Here is a 17,152-nt window from a genome sequence, read left to right as displayed (position 1 = left end):
CGGCCGCGTCACCCGGTTCGCCTACCTGCCCGGCCGCCTCACGGTGGTCTCCGACGCGGACGGGACCCGCTCCAACGCCTGGATCGCCGATGCCAGGGGACGGCTGGTAGGTGTCATCGACGCCAACGACGCGCGCCAGTCCATGAGCTATGACCGGCACGGCAACCTGGTCTCCGTCACCGAGCGCGACGGTTCGCTCACCGTGCACGCCTACGACCAGCGCGGCCGCAAGGTCCGCACCCGCACCCCGAGCGGGGCGGACATCACCTACGGCTACGACCACGCCGACCGGCCGGTGACCGTGGTGACTGAGTCCGGCGCCCTCGTGGCCTACGAATACGCCGACGATTCCTCCCGCAACCCCTCCGTGGTCATCGACCCGGAGGGCGGCCGCACGCAGATGCACTGGCTCGACGGCCTGCTGGTGAAGATCGTCGACCCGGTCGGCGTGGCCGTGCGCTTCGGCCACGACGAGCGCGGGGACCTGGTCACCATCACCAACGCCTTCGGGGACACCGCGACGCTGCACCGCGATGCAGCGGGACGCGTCAAGAGTGCGGTGTCCCCCGGCGGGGCACGCACCAGCTACATGTATGACGCCAACGGCCAGCTGCGCTCCCGCCGGGACGCGGACGGGGCACTGTGGAAGTTCGAATACGCACCCGGCGGCGCCCTGGCCGTGGTCACTGATCCGCTCGGTGCCCGCACCGAAATGCAGTACGGCTCCCACGGCCAACTCACCCGGACCGTTGACCCGCTCGGCCGGGCCGTGACGCGCAGCTTCGACGACCTGGGCAACGTGTCCGGCGTAGAGCTGCCCGACGGCGCCCAGTGGGGCTTCGTCCACGACGCCCTCGCGCGCCTGACGCAGGTCACGGACCCCGCGGGGCACGCGTGGTCCCGCGAGTACAACAAGAACGGCGAACTCACCGCAGTGGTGGATCCGACGGGCGTGCGGCAACAGATTACCGCCGACACGGCCGCCGGAACCGTCACCGTCCAGGACGCCTTCGAGCGCAGCAGCGTGCGCTGCGACGAGTTCGGCCGCCCCGTGGCCGCTGAGCGTGCGGATGGCAGCACCGAACTGACCACCTACGACGCGTGCGGCCGCCCGGTGGAACTGGTGAACGCGGACGGCGGGTTGACCCTGCTGCACCGCGACGCCGCGGGCCGGGTCATCGAGCACCGTTCCCCAGGCGGGGCCGTCACCCGCTTCGAGTTCGACGCCGCCGGCCGCCCGGCCGCCAGCATCGACCCGACCGGTGCACGGACCACCCTGGAATACGACGCCGAGTCCCGCGTGGTCGCCCGCGTCTTCCCGGGAGGCGAAACCGAGCGCCTGAAATACGACGCGGTCGGCCGCGTTGTCTCCCGCTACACCCCGGGCCGAGGAACCTCCCGCTTCGAATACGACCTGGCCGGACGCATGGTCCGGGCCGTGGATTCCTCGTTCGGGCAGCGCAAGTTCCGCTACGACGCGGCGGGCCAACTCACCGAGGCCGTCAACGGCCTGGGCGGGGTGACCCGTTACGAATACGACTCGCGAGGACGCCTGGTCACTATTACCGACCCGCTGGGCGCCACCACGCGCCGGGCCTACAACGAATCCGACCAGGTCGTCTCGGAAACGGATCCGCTGGGCCGGACGACGACCGCGGGCTTCGACGCGGCAGGCCGACAGCTGTGGCAGTGCGACCCGGAGGGCCGGCGCACCGAGTGGACCTATGACGAAGCCGGGCGCCAGGTATCCCTGGGCGTGGACGGGCATGCGTTGATGCGCATCAACCGCGATGCACGCTCCCGCACCGTGCGGCTCGCCGACCTGACGCGGGAAGACGGTGCCGAGGTCGAGCAGCTTCTGCGCTTCAACCGCCGCGGGCAGCTCATTGAGCGGCTGCGCAACGGGGCCGGGCCGTCGTGGGAGTACGACGCGGACGGCAACCGCACCGCCATGGTGGACCCGCAGGGGACGCGCACCGAGTTCGTCCATGATGCCGCCGGGCGCGTGGTGGTTGTCGAGCACCCGGTCTTTGGACGGATATCCTACGAGCGCGATGGCGCCGGACGCCTGGTCGGCGCAGTGGCCAGAAATGCGGTCCAGAACTGGGACTATGCCGAGGGCGCGCTGGTGCGCCACGTGACGACAACGGTTGACGGTGTGACCGAGACACTGATTCGCCGGGACGGGGACGGGCGCATCGCCGCCATCCTTGCCAACGGCATCGAAACCCGGTTCTTCTACGACGCGGCGTGCCAGCTGGAGCGTTCGGAGCGTGGGGACGGCGTGGTGTCCATGTGGCGCTACGACCTGTCCGGCCGCCTGATTGACGAATCCGTTGGCGGCCTCGCCGTGGAGCTCGCCTATGACGCCGCAGGCCAATTGCGATCCCGCATCGACGGGGCCGGGACCAGTACATATGCATATGACGGACTGGGCCGCCGGACCGAGACCGTGGAGCCAGATGGCTCGGTGCGGTCCTTTGAATGGTCCCCGCGCGGTTGGCTGTCCGCCGTGGCCACGGAGGGTTCCTCCGGGGCCTCCTACCGCAGCAAGTTGTGGGTCGACGCCCTTGGCGAGTTGGCGGACGTAAACGGCTCCGAGGTGTGGTGGGACTCGGCGGAGGTTGCCCCCCGGGTGATGTCTGTCGGCACCCAGTCGGTGGTGGCCTTGCCCGGCGGCGTGACGGCGATTGGCGGTAACGTCCTCTCCGCAGGGTGGCGCAGCGCGCACCCGACGGAGGCAGGCAGCCCGTGGGGCATGGCAGCGGATGCCCTTCCGGGGCTTCCCGCCGGGTTGGCCGTGGGCGCATCAGGCGGGCTGCAGGTGGCTGGGCTGGATTGGTTCGGTGCCCGTGCCTACGACCCTTTGACGCGTGGGTTCCTGTCGGTTGATCCGCTGGATCCGGTGGTGGGGTCAGGCTGGGCCGGGAACCCGTATTCGTATGCGGGCAACGACCCGATGCATGCAATCGATCCGTTGGGCCTGCGTCCGGTGACCGAAGCGGAGCTGCAGGCGTACCGAGACGGCAACAACGGCGCGATGGCTGCCGCGGGCGACTGGTTTTCAGAAAACTGGGAGTACGTCGCCGGTGGAGCCATGGTGGTTGCCGGCGGTGCGTTGATGATCACCGGCGTCGGAGGCCCCGTCGGAATGGCGTTGATGGCCGGTGGTGCGGACGCCATTATCCAAAAGGCGACGACTGGCGACGTCAATTGGGTTCAAACAGCTGGAGTGGCTGTGCTTGGTGGTATGGGCGGCGGGGCTGCCATGCTGAGCAAGTCTGCTTTCTCTGCGGCTACACCGACTGCTCGAATTGTGGGCAGCCTGGCGGTCAATGTCGGAACCAATTCTGCTGTTGGATCGGCCGGCGGAGGGTTCGTCTACCTGGCAAAAAACGGCTTCGAAATCCGAAATACGCGAGAATTTGTTGGCTCGGTTGTTGGAGGTGGGGTGGCTGGAGCAGTTGGGGGACTTGCAGGACCCGCCGGCGGGTCGATTGCCAAGGTTTACGGATCAACGGCAAACAGTCTCGGGGCTCGTTTGGCGACAATCGGAGTGGGGGCCGGCGGAGGCATGTCCGGCACAACCATTGATAACCTCATCTCCGGTAAGGAATTGACTCTCGCTGATCTTGGATGGGGCGCCGTTACGGGTGGTGGGTTCACGCAACTGCCCGGGGGACCGACCCAGATGAGCACCCTGCGTCAAATGCCGTATTTCCAGCCCAGTACACTTCGCGGGGCTTTCCGCGGGGCCAACGGAGGAGCGCTATGGTCTTCAGCCGGAACGGGCGCGGGCGTCGGAGGTGCCGCTGACCTCTCGCGTTGGGGTCTCGAACAGCTGGCAGGTGGATAATAAAGCACATGAGCGATTCAAAGAAGCGTTGGTACTTGAAGGGCGCTGACCCTGTTCAGTGGGGTGTCGCCGTCGTTGCCCCGGTGGCGGCTGCCGCATTGACGTTGAGTTACGCAGGCATGTCCGCATTGCCCATTGTCGTGGCCGCCGTGGTCGTAGGGCTTTTGTACGGTATCGCCGCCTTCTACTTGTTGTCGCCCAATGCAGCCCGCGCGGTCTTGGTGCTTGGTTTCCTTGTCTGTGTGACAGCGCTCATTTCGATAAAGAGCACGCTCGTTCTTGGACTGCCGACATGGCTTCTGAGTGGTATCGCCGGGGCCATCATTGGTGCCCATTTCCGGTATCTTACAGACCGTAAAAACGCCGGGGGTCCGGCGCGCGCAGGATCGTCGGGACTGCGTGTCCTATGGCAGGTCGGGCGTAAGCAATTCGAGGCGAGTACGGAAACCGGTGCCACGCTCGAGCAGAAGATCAGTGCCCTCGACGGATCCAAGCAGTCGGTGGTCAGTGCGCTGCGGGGCACTGCGCGGATGGATTTTTGTGGTGATTCCCATGGCGCAATGGTTGTCTACTTCTCCCCGGACACGAGGAAAGATGACCATTGGAGTTTCCTGACGACGCCGGGGGCGGAGCCTGGCCGGACGGATGTCGTCCTTGGCGATCTCAAGGGATCGTTCTCATTCGAGGAGTGCACGAACCTGGAGTCTGCCCTGGCCGCTTCACGACACTTTGTGGTGACGGGTGCGGCGGATCCTAAGCTGACTTGGTTTGTTTCACCGGAGGTTTTTGACCGGCGGCCTTTGCCATCCTGAGCCTAGCTGGCTGAACCCGTCGTTTCGGAGGCTTCCACCGGGGGCCTCGTTGCACAGCGAATTGTGAGTGGATGCGCTTGTCGTGTTGGCCTAGGAATGAAAAATGAATGGTGTTAGTGGTGCCGCGTAAATCATCGAATCAAGTTGACAAGGTCGGTCTAGTGATGGCGCTGATATGCGTCGTGGCCGGATCTGTTATCCCTGTCCGGTGGTGGGAAGCGAATGTCTCCGTTGTTCTAATGTTTGGCTTGATTGCTTTCATTTTTGGATTTTTTATCTTCATGTTTTCCCGAGGCCTAGTCGGTGTGATTGCATTTTTTGTGATTCTCTTTGCTGGAACAATCTGGCTTGAAAGCACCCAAGGTTTCCAGGGCACCCGAGGGGAAGCGAGCTTAACGTGGAGCTTGCTCGCGATCGCGGGAAGCATTGTGGGAGGCAACCTCCGCCCCGACCTGAAGAGAACGGCGGTGCTCAGGAAGTCGGGGGTGCTTGTGGTGCAGTGGAAGGATGGCCACAAATTAGCCGAGGACGCGGCAGCTTCCGCTGAGTCCCTCGAAGAGCGCGTGAGGGCCCTGGATGGAAAGAAGCGGGCGCTTGTCAGCGCGATGCGGGGCAGCGCACGGATGGACTTTTGTGGGGATGCGGATGGCGCGATGGTTGCCTATTTCTCTCCGGACACCTCGGACGACAGGCTGTGGAGCATGATGACAACGCCGGGGGCTGACCTCGGGCAGATCGAGGTGGTGATAGGTGATCTGGAGGGCGCGTTCGAGAACTGGGAGACGACCTCCATGGAGCCTGCCGTTGCGGCTGCACGCCATTTCGCCTCCACGGGTCAAGCGGATCCGGGGCTCACTTGGTATGCCTCGACGGACGTGTGTGAGCGGAGACCATTGGCTTCATGATCTCCGGTGAGCGTCGGTTGACGCCCGTTACCCGTGTGGTGGCTACTATGCCGATGCAGTATGTGCTTGCCGTCGCTGCGGCGACTGTGGGCCTCGCGATTGCCTTGGTCGTCGGCGCGTTTCCGGTTTCTGGTCGTACCGTTGATGATGAATCGACCATCTGGGCCCGTTCAGTGGGGTGTCGGTATCGTGGTTTTCAGACGGTCTGGCTCAGTGGGATCGACGAAGCGATTTGGGGTTGAGCAGGTCAACTTTTGAGACAGCGTTGCCGTTTAGAGATAGGCGGAGATTGTAAGTCAGATTCCCTGCTGGTTCCGTGACATGGACCGGCGACATTGCCAAATAGTTCGAAACCCAAAGGCGCGGATCCGAAGGTTCTATGGTGGCAAAGCCACTGGAGACAGATGAAGTGGAGGGCTTGGGATCGTGGCCATTGACAGGAAATGGAACGCGCTTGTTCATACTTGCAAGGAGATTGAGGCATTTCTCCGACTGCACAACGAGACCGAGTGGTCCCGGACCTTCAGCCACCTTGGGCAACACGCGAATGAAGCGCGCGATTCGGAGTCCAGACGTGAAGTCCTAATCCAAGTTCGGGCGCTTTTTGGCGGCATGGGCAGCTTCAATGACCTAGTGATTGACAGGTTTGGCGAGATCTCAAAATCAGACAATCAGGAGCTGGATGATTTACGAGACGCGCTGTACGAAATCGTCGTTCGAAATATTCGCGGCAACGGGCGACGGACGCCGTCGTTTTGGTTTCGTCGGGCGAAGGCGAAGGGTCGAGAGTCCATCTCGGGCGGCACATCCCTGTTTGACATGATCGAGGAGTTCTCAGAAATCCTCACGGAGCACGGTCGGCCCGAATGGGCGGACCTATTCCGTAAGAAGGCAAAAGAACTCGGAACTGCGTCAACCTCGTCGGAGAAACGCGAGATCTATGAGGGGCTCATCCAATACGTCTCTGGAGGCTCCGGTAGCCTGACCGATCTGGTCCTTCACCGCAATGGGAAACCGTTGAAGAAGGAAAACGGCCATTTTGACTACCTGCTGCGGGGCATTCTCGGGGCAGCGCACCAAGGGCTCGCGGATATAGATGACCACGAAGGTTGGCCGCCTGTTGGCCCGTGACAGTGGTGTTGCCGGAGCGAGATTGGCCAGGTAAATTCCGGGTCTTGGCTGGTGAGAAGCCGAACCACATAGTCCGTGCGCGTGCCCTACGTGGGTGCTGAATTCGTTTCCAAATCGTGACTAGGCGAAACCCGTACGATGCCATAGGTTGATCTGACACGTGGAGCACCTTCCATGTTGACTGCAGGGCACGGGCCAAGGGGAACGACACATGGCACCGGCTCCTGTTTCCACCGCATCAATCCCTGGGACAGGACTGACATGGCACCTCGAATTCATTCTGCGTTGCTCGGCACGGCGATGGCTTCGGGCCTGCTGCTAAGTCCCGTGGCTGCCCACGCACTGCCCATCACGGACACTGCGGTCGCCACGACCGCGCCGGGGCAACCGGCGCAAACGGAGGGAACAGCCACTGGAGAAAGCGGCCAGGCAGCCGGGGACGTGCAGGACAACGGGCAGGAATCGACCGATCCGCTCGTCGTGGAACCCGCGGCTATTGCTGCCGACACCGGCGGCACGGATGCGGGTCAGCCGCCGAGCGAAGTTGACACCTCGCAGGAAAACCCGGAGGCGGTCGATTCATCCGCCACCGAGAAGGAGGATCCCGACGTCGCCGATGAAGCCGCCCTGAAACCGTCACCATCTGTGGAGAGCTACGACGCTGCCGCAGGTGACGATTCCGTTGCGGAGGAAGATCCCGGGTCGGCCGATTCCGCACCGGCCGACATCGATTCACCGCCGGACGCAGGTATTCAAGACACTGATCAGGAAACCGTGCCAACGGAAACGACGGATTCCGGGGACCCAGAGGGAAACAATGCGACGGAGGCAATCGAGGAGGCGAATTCGCCACTGATCATCGAGGAATCTGCCGACGAATTAGAAGTTCCGGCGTGGTTCCCGACCATCGCGATGCCGGAAGGCTCCGAGGCCTGGGACGAGAACCAGTGGAATGAATTCCTGGACTCGGACGATGGCAAGACCTTCATCGATGAATACAACAACGCCAGGATGGAATCGCCTGAACTCCAGACGATCGTTGAAATCCTGACGGATTTTGCGAACACCGGGGACGAGTCCTACCTTGACGAGCTGTGGGATTACCTCAATGAGCTTTTCCCGGATAACCCGGAGTGGGCGCAGGAAGCTTACGACGGGATCATGGCCGGAATAGGCGAATGGGGCTTGACTGAACCGGATTCACCGGAACCAAGCACGCCAACCGAACAGCCGCAAAAGCCGAGCCCCGAAATCAAGCCCGCCGCGACAGTCGCCAAGCCCGTCGTTCAACAGAAGCCCGTCGCCCAGGCCCTCGCCAAGCCCATCGTTGATTTCCAAAAGCAAGAGCTGGCAAATACGGGCAGCGACGGCACCCTCTTAATTGGCGGTGTCGGTGTTGCACTGCTCTTGGGCGGCGTCTTGACCCTGGGCATGCGCCGGAGGCAAAAGGGCCGGTAGACGTTTCATTTTGCGCCGCGGCGTGACACGATTCGGCTATGACACAGTTTCAGGCTTTGGATACCCAGGAGCTGATTCACCTCTCGGTGGCACGTGTGTGGGAACTGCTTACCGACTGGGTGGCCGCCCCAAAATGGATGCCGGGAGTCGATTCGATGGAAGCCGAGCAGCTTACGAGCCCCGGAGCTGTAATCGATTACCGCTCCGGAACCCACGAACGGCAGCTGCTCATCACGGAGTTGGTCGATGAGAAGGCCATCACCCTCACTTCCGGCGGCGGGGACATCAGCGTGCACTATCGATACGCGCTCGCCAGGGATTCCGGGCAGACCCGGGTGCGACTAGTCATCAACGTGGAAGCGGCCAAAAAACTTCGGAACGAAGTCGGGGATCTCCTGGCGGCGATTGCCCGTTCCGAAGCTGACACCTTGAAATCATTGCGTGCCTATGCGGAAGCCGCGCCTTAGCCCCGGATTCCGACGGAGTATCGACTTGCTTAGCCAGCCGGCGAGAGATGCTCGAAGACGATGTTTGTTTGCGTCGAGGAGAAAGTGGGATTGGAGCCCAGGTGCTCGGCCACGAAATCGCGCAGTGTCTCGATGGAGTCGCTGACGACATGAACCAAGATGTCAGGTGTTCCGCCGAGCACAAACACGTCCTGCACCCCTGGAAGCGCCCGCAAGGCCTGGGCTGAATCAAGCATGGCGTTGCGCGATTCCGGGTGCACCATTACTGAAATCATCGCCGTGATTCGCAGGCCGAGCATCATGGGGTCGATGTCGGCGTGGAAACCGCGTATCACCCCCGACTCCTGCAACGCTCGAACGCGCCCCAGGCATGTCGAGGGGGCAATCCCGGCACGCGATGCCAGCAAGTTGTTGGGCGTACGTGCATCCCTGCCCAGTTCCCGCAAGATAACCAAGTCGATGTCATCGAGCCGAACCGCGTTCTGCTGACTGTGGTGATTCTTGATGGATTTCGAATTCAGCACGAGAATCTCCTGTAGGTTTGAGCATTTATTCAGAACGCTATCAAGTTGCCGACTGATAATTCTATGATGGGGTGCGTCGATATCATGTATTTTTTATTTGCGTCGAAGATCCACGATGCGCCAGGAAAGGCCCATAGCCAATGAGTACGCCCACCCTTCCCACCGATCGCGCGAGCTTGCAGGAAGCAGACAAGATTGATGGCCTCGCCGGCTTTCGTGAGCGATTCTCACTTCCCGAAGGGCTGATCTACCTCGATGGAAACTCGTTGGGCCCCCTTCCGCACGGTGCAGCCGAACGGGCAGCTGAAGTCATCAACAACGAGTGGGGCCAGGGCCTGATCCGTTCCTGGAACACCTCTGGGTGGTTCGAGCTGCCCAGCCGGCTTGGGGACAAACTCTCGAAACTCATCGGCGGAAACGACGGCGAAACCGTCGTCACGGACACGACCAGCCTGAACTTGTTCAAGGCACTCGCCTCGGCGGTGCGCATCCAGCAGCAGGACGCGCCGGCCCGCCGGGTCATCCTGACCGAACGGGACAACTTCCCTACCGACATCTACATTGCCGAGGGCATCAGCGATTTCCTGAACTCGGTCAACGCCGAAACCAACGAGCACTACGAGGTGCGCCTCATTGACGAGAACCTGACGCTGGAACAGGCGCTCGATGATTCCGTCGCGGTGCTCGCCCTGTCGCACGTCAATTACCGCACCGGCGCCATGTGGGACATGGACGCCGTCACCGCGGCCGCCCATGAATCCGGTGCGCTGGTGATCTGGGACCTTGCCCACGCGGCAGGCGCCGTCCCGGTGGACCTCAACGGGGCCAACGCCGACTATGCGGTTGGCTGCACCTACAAATACCTCAACGGCGGGCCGGGCTCCCCGGCCTTCATTTGGGTCAATGCGCGCCACCAGGGCCGCTTCTGGCAGCCCTTGACCGGTTGGTGGTCCCACGAGGCGCCGTTTGCGATGTCCGACAGCTACACGGCCGCCAGCGATGTTCGCCGCTTCCTGTGCGGAACCCAGCCGATCACGTCCATGGCCATGGTCGAATGCGGGCTGGATGTGTCATTGGAAGCCGACATGGGCCTGGTGCGGGCCAAGTCGCTCGCACTGGCAGACGTGTTCATCGCACTGGTGCGCGAGCGCTGCGGTGAATTCGGCCTCGAGCTGGTGACGCCCGAGAACCACGCCGAACGCGGGAGCCACGTCAGCTTCCGCCACCCCGAGGGATACTCCATCATCCAGGCGTTGATCGACCGGGGCGTCATCGGCGATTACCGAGAGCCAGAGGTGCTGCGGTTCGGTCTCACGCCGCTCTACCTTTCCTACACGGACATCTGGGATGCGGTCGAAATCCTGCGCGACATCCTGGAAACCCGTGCCTGGGACGTCCCCGCCTACCGCACGCGCCAAGCCGTCACCTAAGAGGGCAACAGCCCTACCAACCTGCCTGGTGGGCGGTCTGGCGAAAACCCGGACCGCCCACGGGTTTGTCGTACCCAAAAACAACTGCACTGCTTCACTCGCACACAATGATTCGAGGATACTTATGAGCTCGTCGTTGGATAACATCAAAAAACGAGAAGGCGGCTTGTCCCGGCAGCTGACGTCCCGCCAGCTGGGCATGATTGCCCTGGGCGGCGCCATCGGCACAGGTCTTTTCCTGGGCAGCAAGTTTGCCATCTCCTTTGCCGGTCCCAGCGTCATCATCAGCTATGTCATTGGCGGCTTGATTGCCCTGCTTCTCATGGGCGCCCTCTCGGAGATGACGGTTGCCCACGCGACCACCGGGTCCTTCGGCGCCTTCGCGGAGCACTACATCAGCCCGTTTGCCGGATTCATGATCAAGTACCTGTACTGGTCGTGCATCGTGCTGGCAGTGGGAACGGAAGTCACTGCGGTAGGCGACTACATGCAGATGTGGTTCCCCTCGGTTCCACCGATTGCTTGGGTCCTCGGATTCTCCGCGTTGCTCATCGGCGTCAACATGTTCAACGTCAAGGCCTTCGGCACCCTCGAATACTGGTTCTCCGCAACCAAGGTCTTCGCCATTGTGGGATTCATCGTTGTTGCCGCGGCACTGGTTTTTGGTGGATCGAACCCGGACTTCGGCATGCAGAACTACAACGCGGACGGCGGCTTCTTCCTGGGCGGTGCAAAGGGAGTGTGGTTTGCCGTGATTGTGGCGATCTTTTCCTACCTGAGCATCGAAATGATCGCGGTGGCAGCCGGCGAGGCCAAGGAGCCGGAGGTGGCGGTCAAGAAGGCCTTCAAGGTCACCTTGTTGCGCCTCTTCCTCTTCTACATCCTGACCCTCTCCTTGATTCTTGCCATCGCGCCGGTGGGCAAGATCCTTGAAGGCGGCAGTCCGTTTGTCACGGTCATGAAGGTCATCGGCATCCCCTACGCCGATTCCATCCTGAACTTCGTGGTCATCGTGGCGGCTTTGTCGGCCATGAACTCGCAGCTCTACATCTCCACCCGCATGATGTTTTCCCTCTCGCGCGGTGGCCACGCCCCGAGGGTGTTCGGAAAGGTGCGCAAGAACGGCGCCCCGGTCAATGCACTGCTGCTTTCGGCCGGAGGCATCGCGGTGGCGACGCTGATCTATGCCGCCAATCCCGAAACGGGATTCACCGTGATGATGGCCTTGTCCATGTTTGGTGCCATGGCCACGTGGATGCTGATCTTCGTCACCCACCTGTTTTTCCGTCGTCACCATAAGCGCAGCGGCGAGGTACTTTCCTACAAACTGCCCTTCTATCCGCTGGGTTCGCTGCTGGGCGCATTGCTGATGGCGGCCCTCCTGGTCACCACGCTGTTTACCCAGGAATTCAAGATGACACTGATATTCGGCCTCCCTTTCGCGCTGGTGGTTGCGGCACTCTATTTCCTGCTGCGCAAGCGAATGATCCCTGCCGTGGAGGAGCACCGGGAAGCTGCTGCCGTGGGGGACTTGGCATAACTCACAAGTGATTTCCTGCTCCCGGTGAAGATGCCCGGCAACGCCGGACGGTGCGCTGATGCGGCCTTCCCGCGGTGCCGGGCATTCTCGTCGGAAACGCGGGGCCGCAAGGGACAGACGCTCCGATACGCATAGAATCGTCCACGGTGTCCAACTCGAAAGGAACGATGTGGCGAAGCTGTATTTCCGCTATGGGGCAATGAATTCCGGCAAGTCCACGGGACTTCTCCAGACCGCGTTCAACTACGAGGAGCGCGGACAGCGCGTCCTCTTGGCGAAACCGGGGATCGACACCAAGGGCGACTCGGGAATCGTTTCCCGCCTCGGCATGAGCCGCGACGTGGATTTCCTCATCCCTCCGTCCGCGAATGTCCGGGAACTCTTTGCGTCGAAGGTCGCCGGGAACGACCCGGATGCCTTGCTGCAGCACGTGGACGCGCCGCCGGTGGCCTGCCTGCTGGTGGACGAGGCGCAGTTCCTGACGCCCGAGCAGGTCAATGACCTGTTTCGCATTGCCATCCTGGACAACGTCCCGGTGCTGGCCTACGGGATCCGCTCGGATTTCCGCACCCATGCCTTCCCCGGGTCGCGGCGCCTGCTGGAAATCGCCCACAGCCTTGAGGAGCTCAAGACGATTTGCCGCTGCGGAAAGAAGGCGGTGTTCAACACCCGCCGGATCGGCACCGAGATCATCTTCGACGGAGATCAGGTGGCCATCGACGGGGACGAGGTTTGGTACGAATCCCTCTGCGGGGCTTGCTACCTGGAAGCCTCGAACGGGCGCCTGGGCAGCTAACCGGCGATGCGCTCCAGGGTCATCCCTCGCAGGATCACCCGAACACCGTAGTCGAATGCCTCGTCGCCCCAGGTGGACGAGGCCTCGGAGGGTTCGGTGCCTGCGGCCAATGCCAGCGCCTCCTGGTGTGCGCCGATCGACCCCAGCAAATGATTGACCAGCACGTGCCGGGCGTAGGTGGCATCGCTCTCCGGGACGCCCGCGATCCGCAGGAAATCCAGGAGCCAGCCCAACGGGTCCAAGGACTCGGGACGCATGGATTGGGCAAGCTGCATGACCTCCGCCGAGTCCGGAACCGTGATCAGCGCCGTGCGAAGCTGGCGCAGCAGGGCGGCAATGGCCATCGGTGCCAGTGCCGGGGTGGGGGAGTCCGGCCGGGGCACCGCGTCAAGAAGCCTTGCAGCAACGTCCACGAGCAGTTCCTGCTTCGACTTCACGTGCCAATACAGGGCCCCGACCTGAACATCGAGTTCCCGGGCCAGCCGGCGCATGGACAGGTCGGCCAGGCCAAACTCGGAGAGCACGCCCACGGCGGCATCAATGAGTTGTTCACGCGTCAGGGCCATGGCTCCCAGTCTAGGCGGCACCCCAAGCAAGTCTGAATACGGGGCGTTTCCCCCGCGTCATCATCTCCGGCGCCAACAGGCAGGATCGGCAATCGCCAAAAGTCTTTTCCCCGATCCCTCGACGGAAGGGGCTGTTGCGGGGTTTGATTGGGGCATGAGTATGCAATTTCCTACACCAGAGGCCATGAACGAGTTTCAGCGGCTCACCCGGGCCTTGCTCGGTGAGGGAGTGGCTGCCGGAAAGATGTTTGGCAAGGACGCCTTGAAGTATGAATCCAAGGCCATCGCCTGCCTGCTCGAGGACACCATGGGATTCAAGGTGGGGCGCGAAAGCGAGGCCATGCACACCGCACTGGCCTATCCCGGGGCCGGTCTTTTCGACCCCTCGGGCCAGGGACGGCCCTTCCGGGACTGGGTGTCGGTTCCCGAAAGTTCGATGGAGCACTGGGAAAGGCTGGCACGGGCCGCATTGTCTGCGGCGATTGAGGCCGAAGACCAGCCCAGGGAGGCATAAATCAACCCATTGATGCTGTATCGGGTAAACTCGTGACGTAAGAGCCCCTTACTGTTCTTCCTGATCCTGCTTGGGCCAATCGAAGAGCGAGGGGCATTTCTGCGCCCGGCACCGCCGGGACCCGGCATTTTTGCCGGCCGCGCTGAATCGAGCAAGGGGGAGGATCCCATGCCAGCAATCGTGATCGTCGGCGCCCAGTGGGGCGACGAAGGCAAGGGTAAGGCCACTGACCTATTGGGTGGCCAGGTTGACTACGTTGTAAAGCCAAACGGCGGAAACAACGCGGGTCACACAGTTGTCGTTGGCGGTGAAAAGTATGAGCTCAAGCTCCTTCCCGCCGGTATTCTTTCGCCAAACGCAATCCCGATCATCGGCAACGGCTGTGTGGTCAACCTCGAGGCACTCTTCGAGGAAATCGAGGGCCTGCAGGCACGCGGTGCGGACACCTCGAAGCTGCGGGTTTCGGCCAACGCGCACCTGGTGGCCCCGTACCACCAGACCATGGACAAGGTCACCGAACGCTTCCTGGGCAAGCGCGCCATCGGCACCACCGGACGCGGCATCGGCCCGGCCTACATGGACAAGATCGGGCGCCTGGGCATCCGCGTGCAGGATGTCTTCGACGAATCCATCCTGCGCCAGAAGGTCGAGGGCGCACTGCGCCAGAAGAACGAGCTGCTGGTCAAGGTCTACAACCGCCGCAGCGTCGAGATCGACGAAATCGTCGAGTACTTCCTCTCCTACGCCGAGCGCCTGCGCCCGCTGGTCATCGATGCGACCCTCGAGCTGAACAACGCGCTGGACGCAGGCAAGGTCGTGCTCATGGAAGGCGGCCAGGCCACGTTCCTGGACGTTGACCATGGCACCTACCCGTTCGTGACGTCCTCGAACCCGACCGCCGGCGGCGCGTCGGTCGGCTCGGGCATCGGCCCGACCCGCATCAGCCGATCGATCGGAATCATCAAGGCCTACACCACCCGCGTGGGCGCAGGTCCGTTCCCCACCGAGCTCTTTGACGAGATGGGCGAATACCTGCAGAAGACCGGTGGCGAGTTCGGTGTGAACACCGGCCGCCCGCGCCGCTGCGGCTGGTACGACGCGGTCCTGGCCCGCCACGCCTCGCGCGTGAACGGCTTCACCGACTACTTCGTCACCAAGCTCGACGTGCTGACCAACATCGAGAAGATCCCGGTGTGCGTGGCCTACGACGTGGACGGGGTGCGCCACGACGAAATGCCGATGACGCAGACCGACTTCCACCACGCCAAGCCGATCTTCGAGTACTTCGACGGCTGGACCGAGGACATCACCGGCGCCCGCACGCTCGAAGACCTGCCCAAGAACGCCCGCGACTACGTGTTGGCGCTCGAAGCCATGAGCGGCACCCGCTTCTCCGCCATTGGCGTGGGACCGGACCGTGAGCAGACGATCGTCCGCCACGACTTGATCAACGACTGACCGTCAAGACACGCGCGAGGGCGCGGTGCGGGCCGGGTTCAATTGAACCGGCCGGCACCGCGCCCTTGCCATGTCCGGGGGACGTGGCCCGACCCGCGCCGGAGTTCGGCACAGCCATGCGTTAGGGTGTTTTGCCGTCACAATCCCGGGGCCGGGGCACAAATCGGTGCAGCTGATCCACCGGATGGGTGATTGTCGTTAGGCTGGGTGGAAGCAATCCGCGAAGAAGGGAATCGCCATGAAGGTCAGCGTTGGTCAATTTGCCCCCACCGGGTCGGTCGCCGACAACTTGGAAACCATGGAACGACTGGTTGCCAAGGCGAAGGCCGAGGACGCCGATCTGGTGCTGTTTCCCGAAGAGGCCATGCTCGCTGTTTCCCAGGTGACGGGCCCGCTGAACGCCGCCATCGAGGGGAACTGGTCCAAGTTCGTCCAGCGGCTCTCCCTCATGGCCGCGGAACACCGGGTGGCCATCGTGGCCGGCGGCTACGAGCAGAGCGGAGACGAGCGGCCCTACAACACCCTGGTCGCGTTGGGGGAGGACGGGAAGATCCTGGGCACGTACCGCAAGATCCACCTCTACGACGCCTTCTCCTACCAGGAATCCAAGTCGATCAAGGCCGGGGACGTTGCCGAGGTCCCCGTCTTCGAGATCGCCGGCATGAAGGTCGGCGTGTTCACCTGCTATGACCTGCGCTTCCCGGAAATCGCCCGGAGGCTGGTCAACGAGGGCGCCGAGCTGCTGCTGGTCGCGGCCGCCTGGTTCAAGGGGGAGCACAAGATCGAGCACTGGGAAACCCTGTTGCGGGCCCGGGCGATCGAGAACACGGTGTGGGTGGCTGCCGCCGGAACCAGCTCGAGCCACACCATCGGCCACTCCGCGATCCTGGATCCCATGGGCATGCCGATCGAGTACCTGGGCGACGACGCCGAGGGCCTGGTGACCACGGATGTCACTCGCCGGCGTATCGACGAGGTGCGCGAGTTCCTGCCGGTGCTGGCCAACCGCCGGCTGTAACCAGGGGATCCTCCGGGGAACCCGTGCAGGTGCCGCCCAGGTGCCCGCGCGGGTTCCCTTTTGCCTGTTCCGGGGAGCGACGGATCGGTGCTGCCGATGCGCCCGTATTAGCCCAACGAATTTCACATTTTTGGGCATGTACGCTTCGGCTTCCGCCCATTACTATTGGTGCTCGATGTAATTCCGATTAGGCAGGACAGGGCAGTGGGCAATACCGATACACAAATGAATGAAGCCATTATCGAGGAATGGGCCGAGGCAGCGGCGCAGGCCTACAACGACTCATTGTCCGGCCTGGACCTGGCCCGTGTGCCAAAGGCGGTGCGGGCCTTCATTGAACTGTATGGGCAGAGCAAGGACATGACCTTCAACGCCGACTACTCGCCGATCGACTACTTCGAGGAACACCCTGCCTCGGCGATCGGAATCATCCTCGACACCCCCGAGGCCCTGGAGTTGTTGGACGACGACGAGGAAGAGGCGCTCGAGGACATCCTCGGCTTTGCCGAGGCTTGGGCCGAGTTCGATTCAAACCAGCAGCCGGACCTCGGGATCTCCGAGGCCGACGACGAGGACGACACCGAGTGGTAATGACAACCACGGTCCGCCGCTGAGCGTCGGGCAGGCACATGGAGCCGGGCGGGCGATCCCGCGGGTTCCCGCCAATGACGAAGGGT

16 protein-coding genes are annotated in these 17,152 nt (G+C 62.7%); 14 read left to right on the top strand and 2 right to left on the bottom strand.

Translation table 11 applies throughout. The annotated features are described in order from the left end of the window. From ACIPVK_RS20155 to ACIPVK_RS20125, 7 genes are all read left to right on the top strand, one after another. Positions 1 to 3,856: RHS repeat-associated core domain-containing protein (locus ACIPVK_RS20155; protein ID WP_407613768.1), on the top strand; the 3,856-nt coding region annotated here is incomplete at its 5' end. Between the two features lie 8 nt (positions 3,857 to 3,864). Further along, the gene (locus ACIPVK_RS20150) at positions 3,865 to 4,668 is read left to right on the top strand and encodes a hypothetical protein (protein WP_407613767.1); all 804 of its coding nucleotides are present in this window, start codon (positions 3,865 to 3,867) and stop codon (positions 4,666 to 4,668) included. A 107-nt stretch (positions 4,669 to 4,775) separates the two neighbouring features. After that, positions 4,776 to 5,573 carry a hypothetical protein gene (locus ACIPVK_RS20145; protein WP_407613766.1) on the top strand — a complete coding sequence of 266 codons (798 nt, stop codon included), beginning with the start codon at positions 4,776 to 4,778 and terminating at the stop codon, positions 5,571 to 5,573. After that, on the top strand, positions 5,570 to 5,815 hold the full coding sequence (locus ACIPVK_RS20140; RefSeq protein ID WP_407613765.1) for a hypothetical protein: 246 nt from the start codon (positions 5,570 to 5,572) through the stop codon (positions 5,813 to 5,815). Before ACIPVK_RS20145 ends, ACIPVK_RS20140 begins: the two co-directional genes overlap by 4 nt. Before the next feature lie 184 nt (positions 5,816 to 5,999). After that, positions 6,000 to 6,704 carry a DUF6966 domain-containing protein gene (locus ACIPVK_RS20135; RefSeq protein ID WP_407613764.1) on the top strand — a complete coding sequence of 235 codons (705 nt, stop codon included), beginning with the start codon at positions 6,000 to 6,002 and terminating at the stop codon, positions 6,702 to 6,704. A 261-nt stretch (positions 6,705 to 6,965) separates the two neighbouring features. After that, positions 6,966 to 8,162 (top strand): LPXTG cell wall anchor domain-containing protein, encoded by a 1,197-nt coding sequence (locus ACIPVK_RS20130; protein WP_407613763.1) that lies wholly within the window; start codon positions 6,966 to 6,968, stop codon positions 8,160 to 8,162. A gap of 38 nt (positions 8,163 to 8,200) precedes the next feature. Next, positions 8,201 to 8,629, top strand: coding sequence for an SRPBCC family protein (locus ACIPVK_RS20125; protein WP_407613762.1), 429 nt, complete (start codon positions 8,201 to 8,203; stop codon positions 8,627 to 8,629). Positions 8,630 to 8,658: 29 nt separating this feature from the next. On the opposite strand, the gene ACIPVK_RS20120 is transcribed toward ACIPVK_RS20125, so the two are convergent. Next, positions 8,659 to 9,153, bottom strand: coding sequence for an Lrp/AsnC family transcriptional regulator (locus ACIPVK_RS20120; RefSeq protein ID WP_407613761.1), 495 nt, complete (start codon positions 9,151 to 9,153; stop codon positions 8,659 to 8,661). Between the two features lie 140 nt (positions 9,154 to 9,293). On the opposite strand from ACIPVK_RS20120, the gene kynU reads away from it, so the two are divergent. The 3 genes from kynU to ACIPVK_RS20105 all read left to right on the top strand — a co-directional run bounded on the left by kynU (position 9,294) and on the right by ACIPVK_RS20105 (position 12,919). After that, a complete protein-coding gene (gene kynU, locus ACIPVK_RS20115; protein ID WP_407613760.1) occupies positions 9,294 to 10,583 on the top strand; it encodes a kynureninase in 1,290 nt (429 codons plus the stop codon). Positions 10,584 to 10,719: 136 nt separating this feature from the next. After that, positions 10,720 to 12,123, top strand: a complete 1,404-nt coding sequence (locus ACIPVK_RS20110) for an amino acid permease (protein WP_407613759.1) — start codon at positions 10,720 to 10,722, stop codon at positions 12,121 to 12,123. Positions 12,124 to 12,292: 169 nt separating this feature from the next. Further along, on the top strand, positions 12,293 to 12,919 hold the full coding sequence (locus ACIPVK_RS20105) for a thymidine kinase (RefSeq protein WP_407613758.1): 627 nt from the start codon (positions 12,293 to 12,295) through the stop codon (positions 12,917 to 12,919). Here the strand turns inward: ACIPVK_RS20105 and ACIPVK_RS20100 are convergent. Beyond that, entirely contained in the window at positions 12,916 to 13,485 is a 570-nt protein-coding gene (locus ACIPVK_RS20100; protein WP_407613757.1) for a TetR family transcriptional regulator, read from the bottom strand. The two genes, ACIPVK_RS20105 and ACIPVK_RS20100, sit on opposite strands and share 4 nt — an antisense overlap. A 154-nt stretch (positions 13,486 to 13,639) precedes the next feature. Between ACIPVK_RS20100 and ACIPVK_RS20095 the strand changes: the two genes are divergently transcribed. From ACIPVK_RS20095 to ACIPVK_RS20080, 4 genes are all read left to right on the top strand, one after another. After that, positions 13,640 to 13,999, top strand: coding sequence for a hypothetical protein (locus tag ACIPVK_RS20095; RefSeq protein WP_407613756.1), 360 nt, complete (start codon positions 13,640 to 13,642; stop codon positions 13,997 to 13,999). A 168-nt stretch (positions 14,000 to 14,167) separates the two neighbouring features. Then, positions 14,168 to 15,457 (top strand): adenylosuccinate synthase, encoded by a 1,290-nt coding sequence (locus ACIPVK_RS20090; RefSeq protein WP_407613755.1) that lies wholly within the window; start codon positions 14,168 to 14,170, stop codon positions 15,455 to 15,457. Between the two features lie 238 nt (positions 15,458 to 15,695). Then, complete coding sequence (locus ACIPVK_RS20085; protein WP_407613754.1) at positions 15,696 to 16,475, top strand: carbon-nitrogen hydrolase family protein; 780 nt, start codon at positions 15,696 to 15,698, stop codon at positions 16,473 to 16,475. A 225-nt stretch (positions 16,476 to 16,700) separates the two neighbouring features. Next, the gene (locus tag ACIPVK_RS20080) at positions 16,701 to 17,066 is read left to right on the top strand and encodes a hypothetical protein (RefSeq protein ID WP_407613753.1); all 366 of its coding nucleotides are present in this window, start codon (positions 16,701 to 16,703) and stop codon (positions 17,064 to 17,066) included. Positions 17,067 to 17,152: the final 86 nt, after the last annotated feature.

Origin of the sequence: Paeniglutamicibacter sp. MACA_103 (assembly GCF_045798555.1) — a bacterium.
GTDB lineage: Bacteria > Actinomycetota > Actinomycetes > Actinomycetales > Micrococcaceae > Paeniglutamicibacter.
This window is presented reverse-complemented; position numbering and strand designations above follow the sequence as displayed.

What these genes read in the sequence shown, in the direction of transcription:
- ACIPVK_RS20100 (WP_407613757.1), bottom strand. Translation starts at nt 13,485, where the DNA reads ATGGCCCTGACGCGTGAACAACTCATTGATGCCGCCGTGGGCGTGCTC.
- ACIPVK_RS20085 (WP_407613754.1), top strand. Translation starts at nt 15,696, where the DNA reads ATGAAGGTCAGCGTTGGTCAATTTGCCCCCACCGGGTCGGTCGCCGAC.
- ACIPVK_RS20130 (WP_407613763.1), top strand. Translation starts at nt 6,966, where the DNA reads ATGGCACCTCGAATTCATTCTGCGTTGCTCGGCACGGCGATGGCTTCG.
- ACIPVK_RS20080 (WP_407613753.1), top strand. Translation starts at nt 16,701, where the DNA reads ATGAATGAAGCCATTATCGAGGAATGGGCCGAGGCAGCGGCGCAGGCC.
- ACIPVK_RS20140 (WP_407613765.1), top strand. Translation starts at nt 5,570, where the DNA reads ATGATCTCCGGTGAGCGTCGGTTGACGCCCGTTACCCGTGTGGTGGCT.
- ACIPVK_RS20145 (WP_407613766.1), top strand. Translation starts at nt 4,776, where the DNA reads ATGGTGTTAGTGGTGCCGCGTAAATCATCGAATCAAGTTGACAAGGTC.
- ACIPVK_RS20095 (WP_407613756.1), top strand. Translation starts at nt 13,640, where the DNA reads ATGAGTATGCAATTTCCTACACCAGAGGCCATGAACGAGTTTCAGCGG.
- ACIPVK_RS20125 (WP_407613762.1), top strand. Translation starts at nt 8,201, where the DNA reads ATGACACAGTTTCAGGCTTTGGATACCCAGGAGCTGATTCACCTCTCG.
- ACIPVK_RS20150 (WP_407613767.1), top strand. Translation starts at nt 3,865, where the DNA reads ATGAGCGATTCAAAGAAGCGTTGGTACTTGAAGGGCGCTGACCCTGTT.
- ACIPVK_RS20090 (WP_407613755.1), top strand. Translation starts at nt 14,168, where the DNA reads ATGCCAGCAATCGTGATCGTCGGCGCCCAGTGGGGCGACGAAGGCAAG.
- kynU (WP_407613760.1), top strand. Translation starts at nt 9,294, where the DNA reads ATGAGTACGCCCACCCTTCCCACCGATCGCGCGAGCTTGCAGGAAGCA.